Genomic DNA, 6,499 nt, shown 5'->3' on the forward strand with positions numbered 1-6,499 from the left:
AACTAAAACCTCTACTTCTTGGGCGAATAGTTCCTTTTGGCTTTTGGTGAGAGAGATTGGTTCGTATTTTTTTTCTTCGTAATCAATTCTTATCACCAACTCTTTCGTTAATAAAACCTTTCTTTCCTTTGGGATATATTGTAAGGGATAAATTTTTATTCCGAAAATCCGATAGCCCGCCAAAACCCCGGTCTTGGTATATTCAATAATTTTTTCCGGATAAGGGGTTAGAGAGTTATAAAGAATTTCGTCCGGTGGGATAAACTCCGGTCGGGGTAGGGAAAAAGGGGCTGCCTTTTGCCCCGGATGTAAAAGATACTCACCTTCTAACTCTTCTACCTCTTTTGAGACAATTGTTAAATCTTTTATTTCGGCATCCGGCGGCAAGAGAAAAGAATAAATAGCCAAGGGCAAAATTGGTTTACCAGGTTCGTAATTGGAAAATTGCCCAGGCATCAAAATCACTTGATAACCGTTTTCTTCACCGAAGATGAAATCATCGGATGGAAAAGAAAACTTGTGAAAAATTGAACCCGAGAAAAGAAAAAAAGGAAAAAGGAGAAAAAATAAAAAATACTTCATCACTCCTCCATTTTATAATTTACGGATCTATTTTTGATTTGTCAAATTGTTCCCTATCTTTTTCCGTTAATTGCGACGATAAATTTAAGGTAAAATAATAATCTTCCTTTCTTCTTTCCAATCGCCTCCAGAAAGGCGGAGGAGATAAACTCCAGCCGGTAAGTTCTTTATCATAAAAAAGCCCTTATCGCTCTTTTCCGTATGGACAAGGTATCCCAGGGGATTGTAGATTTTTAGGGTTGCTAAATTCTTTTTCGGGAGATGATAACTCACTTTAAGCAAACCTCTTATTGGGTTTGGGATAAAAGAGAGGGGGTAACCTTCTGAGTTTCTTATTAACTCTCCAACCCCGGAGACCCGCCTTACGGAGACTGAATCCAGTGCCCGGTCATTTTCTAAGTTCTCATCCCGAGAAAGTTCCGTAGAGCAGGAGACAATAAAATTTCCCAACTCTAAGGCGGTCCAATCCGGAAAAGTGAGATAGAGGTAAGTTCTCGGATTGTGGTCGGAAACAGAGACGGTGGTATCATAAGATGAGCCAATCTTTAGTCGTACCGAGTAACTCTCCGTTAAATTGCCGTAGTTATAAACCGAACAGGCGGGCGTAATCACTGCTCCCGAATCTACAATACCGGTTGGGGCAATAATTTTGGTGCAACCGACATCGTGCCGGCCGACGACGGTGATAGAAAAGTGGAAGGTATCGTTTGCTTTCCGAGTATCACTACTTAAATTGGTATAGCATATACCATCGTAATTCCCTTCGGGCAGATTTACTAACCAATCAAATCGCACAGTGTCAGATTGGTTTGGATTTAGTGAGATATATTCGGTGTCAACATAGAGGTTGGCGACCTTAAAAATTACCGGTAGGTTCGGCTCGGCAAAACCCGCCAATTCTCGGCAGAAGGCTTTAATTCGGTAGGTAGAGTCAATAAAGACGGTGTCATTTTCTTTTAAGCCGGTTAAAGAATCTAAACTGACATCGTGGTATTCAACAACCACTCCCATCTCCATATCTCCGTAATAAGGATTCCACTGGGTATAATTCCCTAAGGAGTCATGTTTCCAATGGTAACCAGTTGGTGCTTGAACCCCATCATTATCCCGCAACCAGTTTAAGCCATAATCCGTGGAATGAGCCGGATGATGGGCGTCAAGAAGGAAGAGATAGAATTTCCCATCCCAGATTGTGCATTTTGGTGGTGGTAAGGCGTGGTAGATAAAGGAAGTGGAGTAGGTCGTGGTGAGGGTATCATATTTGCGCAAAGTCAAGCCCGGGGCGCCGCCACTCCCATCATCGTCAACAATCCGAATCTGCATTGAGTCGTATCGTAAACGAAAGACCCGATGGTGGACACCGGTAATGATTGCCGGATAATATTCTGGTTCTAATTTTACTCCGAAGCCGAAGAGATAACCGACACCGGTATAACCGCCATTGTAGGGGCTATAGTCGTGCCAATAGAGGGTATCATAACCGGGGAAAGCCTTTTCCGAGGTTTTATATCTTCCTAAGATACCGATATTCTTTCCGGAAAAATTTAGTTCCTGAATCGTCGTTATTTCCTTACCTTCCGTAAGGGTAGCGACCTCGCCAAATAAAGAGGATAGGAAGAAGCCGGTAATTAATGTAAAAGAAGTAAGAAAAGAAAAGAACCTTAACATTTTACCTCCCATTTCTTTTTTCTTTATCAGTAATTATAAGATAAAATTTGGCAAAAGCAAGGGCTCATTCCTTCTTGCCTCGGGGCGAAGCCACGGGTGGCTCTAAAATCTTCCCTTCTTTATATCCTCTTTTAACCCCTTAAATTACCTACTCAATTACCCCTCTGGTTATTCTCCGGATTATACTTCCAAAATTAGGCTCCTTTTTTGGAGCCTTATTTATTATCTTTATTGCCCTTTTAATTAGGTCTTTTATGAGGCTTCCATTTATACTCCGAACATCGCCTCCTATCTCGTTCCCCCCAATTTATAAAAATAAACTCCTCCCTTTTGGTGAGAGAACTTTTCGTATCTAGTTTTGAAGATGTCAACCGCTCTCTCATTGACAAGGAGAAATTTTATAATAAAATTCACTATGTTTACTTTCATCTTTCTTTGTTATTACCTTTTTTCTTTCCCGGATTACGGTTGGCCCATCGCACCCCAAAATCAGGTCCATCCCTTAGGCAATAACTGGGGAAATTTCCAAAATTATGGCAGTGGTTCTTATTTCCATAACGGTATTGATGTGATAACCCCTAATCAACAAGGTCAGCCGGTCTATGCGGTCGCCAAAGGCTGGGTGAAGGCTTGGTTAACAATCCAAGCGGAATATCACTGGCGCTTAGCAATCTGTGACTCCAACTTAAATTATACCGGAAGGGCACCGGGTTGGCTCTATGCCCACATTGACCCCAATCGGTATCACAAACAAGAAGGGGATTCCGTTCTCCCCGGAGAACTAATTGGTTATTTAGTCCCTTGGCCCGTCTCCGGTTTTGACCATATCCATTTCGCTCGCATCTCAGATACCGGAAGGCTCTGGCGGAGAACTTCTTCTCAACCCCAAAATCCCACCTGGTGGTTTATCCAAAACCCTTTAACTTTAATCCAACCGAATACCGACACTGTGAAACCAACATTTCAAGATGCCCGAGCCGGACAACGCTTTGCCTTCTGCCGGAATAATTCTTCCACCTACCTTGAACCTCAAAACCTCTCCGGAGATGTTGACATTATCGCCCGGATTTATGATAAGACCGGTTGGACCACCGGTAACGCTACTTGGGATAAGTTGGCACCTTATAAGATAGAATATTCTATATCCGGACCGAGAAGTGTACCTCAAACCCTTTCTTTAATTTTTAAGTACGACCTCTTCTCTTCTACGGATACGATTACGGTTAAGACCGTTTATAAAAGAGATGCTACCTGTCGGAGTCTGGGTGATTATAATAACCGAGAATATTTTTTCATTATTACCAATACCGATGGCGATTCCCTAATTGAGCGGACTGATACTACGGGTAAATGGCGGACTAGTGATTTCCCGGACGGAAACTACTGGGTGAAAGTAATTGCCTACGATGTGGCTGGTAACTGGACCGCGGAGAGTATGCAAGTTCGGTTAAATAATGGGGTTGGGATTTCCGAAGGGAAAAAGATAGAAAAGAGTTTAAGGGAAGAGAAGGATTTAGTTTATGACGCCTTGGGGAGAAGGGTTGAGAAAGGCTCTCTTCTCCAAAATCGGGGAATATTTTTCATTTTGGAAGGAAAGGGAGTAAGAAAGAAAGTGTTGATTAAATAGTTTAGGAGGTCCTTATGAAGAAGTTCTTATTTTTTATCTTTTTTGCCTTCCTCTTTGCGGAAAATCCCTTTCTGCCCAAGGGGAAAGGTATCTTTTTACCCTCCACCCAAAAAGAGGAGTTCAAGGTCGGTTTTTGGGATATTAAACCATTTGACCCGGCCTTTGAAAAACCACCGCTTCTGCCCGAACTCCTCCTTGATGATTATCCCAATGACGGTACCGGTTATTATCTTATCCAATTTGCCCAACCGATTTACCAAAATTTCTTAAATGATTTATCAAGGATGGGCATTAATCTTTTAGGTTTCCACTCTCGCTATTTAGCAATCGCCAAGATGAACGGCGGGCAAGCGGAAGCGGTAAGAAAGTTACCATTTATCCGCTGGGTTGGGATCTATCAACCAGGTTATAAGTTCCATTCCCAAACTTTGGCAGATGAGGGCTATGGGAGAATTACGGTTACCCTCTTCTATCCCGAAGATATTGAAGAGGCAATTTCTACCATCAAAACCCTTGGGGGCAAGGTTGTCCGTTACGGCGTCTCGGATGCCTTTAAGGTGATTGAAGTTGATTGCGACCGAGAGTTGGTGAAAGAGATTGCCAAATTACCATTCGTCTTTTCAATTGAAGAGTGGCATCCCGCGGAATTGGAGAATGAGCAATGCCAATGGGTGGTTCAGACCTGGTCGCAGAATAATAGAAGGATTTGGGACCAAGGGGTTTACGGCGTTGACCAGATTTTAGGCTACACCGATACCGGCCTTGATGTCAACCATTGGGCATTTAGAGACCCGAATGTGGCAATTACTGATACCGGTGAGTTTCCCAATCATCGGAAGGTGGCAGTCTTTAAGAATTATACCTATCAGGGAGTTGGTGACCCAGATGGCCACGGTACCCATGTCGCCGGTACAATTGGAGGTAATGATTCAATCAATGGCGGGACAAATCCCAATGATGGCCATTCTAAAGGAGGTCGGATTAGTGTTCTTTCCCCAATTCCTCAGCCAACCGGTTGGGACTTAACCGGTCCTTTCAATATGTTGACCAATTGGCTAAGAAATCCCCAATTAAGGGCAAGGACAATCTCTAATTCCTGGTGGACGGGGACGAGGGGGCAATATACCAATGCCAGTGCCTCAACCGATCTTTTCTGCTGGCAGAATAAAGATGTTGTTTTGATTAAGTCCTGCGGCAATCAGGGGCAATCTTCCCAATACCTAATAACTGAACCGGGAAACTCCAAATCAATCATCGCCTGCGCCTCTTTGCAGAATGGATTAAATTCTACTGTCCTCTCTTCCTATTCCTCCCGTGGTCCAGCACCAGATGGCAGAATAAAACCGGATATTTCGGTTCCTGGAGAAGGAATCTATTCCGCACAGAGAAATACCCAGAATAGTTATGTTTCAATGTCTGGAACTTCAATGGCTGCTCCTTGTGTCAATGGGAGTATCGGTTTAATTCGGGAATACTTAAAGAAAGGCTTCTATCCTTCGGGACAGAGAAATCCGGATGATTCTTTTTCCTATGTCTCGGCTGCCTTACTAAAGGCATGCGTTTTAGTCTCCGCGGACCCTAATATCGGCTCTTATACCATCCCTTCAGAATATGTGGGCTGGGGAAGGTTAAACTTGGACTCGGTCTTATATTTTTCTCAACCAACCCCGGATAGAAGAAAACTCTTTTTATACGACGATACTGTCGGTTTGGCGACTGGTGAATATGTTGATTACGAGTTTGAAGTGAATGACCAGATTCCTTTAAGAGTAGCGGTTGTCTGGACCGATACTGCCGCTGCCCCCGGTACTAACCCTTGTCTAATCAATAACCTCAATTGTCAACTCACCGCGCCGGATGGATCTTTCTATCGGGGGAATATCTATTCCGAGGGGCAGTCGGTAAGAAATCCCAGTCAACCATTTGATAACCTAAACCCCTTAGAACTCTTCCGAATTAATTCACCTCCCTTGGGAAGATGGAATTTAAGGATTCAAGCGCAGAATGTTGTCACCCAGCGTCAGCCCTATGCGGTTGTTGTTACCGGTGGTCTATTCATCCGACCGCCTTCTGGTGTGAGATACCATCGCCATCTAATTGTTGATAATCCTCCCGGAGGTAATGGTGACGGCATAATCAATCCTGGGGAATTAATTGAGATGCCAACCTGGGTGAAAAATTATAACACCTATCCGGTCTTAGGGGTTAAGACATTCTTACGCTTGCGACAACCCGACCCGAATATCACCATCACCGATTCCTTTAAGTATTTCTCCCGGATTGAAGCGAACGATTCTGCCTTTACCGGTTCTGATGGCTTTAACTTCAATGTCGCCTCATCTTGCACCAATGGTTATGCGATACCATTTAATCTTGTTACGAAAGATACCCTTGACTCCTTATGGGAGTCGCGCCTCACTTTATTCGTCGGTACCCCAGTTCTATTTGCCCAAGGCTTAATCGTTTGGGATTCCCAACCTGGTGGCAATAATAATGGAAGAGTTGACCCCGGAGAGTATGCCAGTTTAGCGGTTGGTGTCAGGAATCAGGGTTTAGGGCATGGCTATAATGTGACTGCCATCTTAAAATCTGGTGATTCCCGATTTGTCATTCTTGATTCCT

At 43.6% G+C, this 6,499-nt stretch carries 4 protein-coding genes; 2 read left to right on the forward strand and 2 right to left on the reverse strand.

Going from position 1 to position 6,499, the window contains the following annotated elements; genetic code table 11:
* Positions 1 to 582, reverse strand: a 582-nt coding sequence (locus tag ABIL00_07920; protein MEO0110685.1) for a C25 family peptidase propeptide domain-containing protein, incomplete at its 3' end; no start/stop codon positions are given.
* Between the two features lie 84 nt (positions 583 to 666).
* Entirely contained in the window at positions 667 to 2,250 is a 1,584-nt protein-coding gene (locus ABIL00_07925) for a T9SS type A sorting domain-containing protein (GenBank protein MEO0110686.1), read from the reverse strand.
* Positions 2,251 to 2,665: 415 nt separating this feature from the next.
* Here ABIL00_07925 and ABIL00_07930 point away from each other — a divergent pair, with 415 nt between their 5' ends.
* Both ABIL00_07930 and ABIL00_07935 read left to right on the forward strand, forming a co-directional pair.
* The gene (locus ABIL00_07930) at positions 2,666 to 3,877 is read left to right on the forward strand and encodes a hypothetical protein (GenBank protein ID MEO0110687.1); all 1,212 of its coding nucleotides are present in this window, start codon (positions 2,666 to 2,668) and stop codon (positions 3,875 to 3,877) included.
* A 14-nt stretch (positions 3,878 to 3,891) separates the two neighbouring features.
* On the forward strand, positions 3,892 to 6,499 hold a 2,608-nt coding region (locus ABIL00_07935; GenBank protein MEO0110688.1), incomplete at its 3' end, for a S8 family serine peptidase.

This window comes from candidate division WOR-3 bacterium, assembly GCA_039801905.1.
Classification (GTDB): Bacteria; Hydrothermota; Tepidihabitantia; order Tepidihabitantales; family JBDRVQ01; genus JBDRVQ01.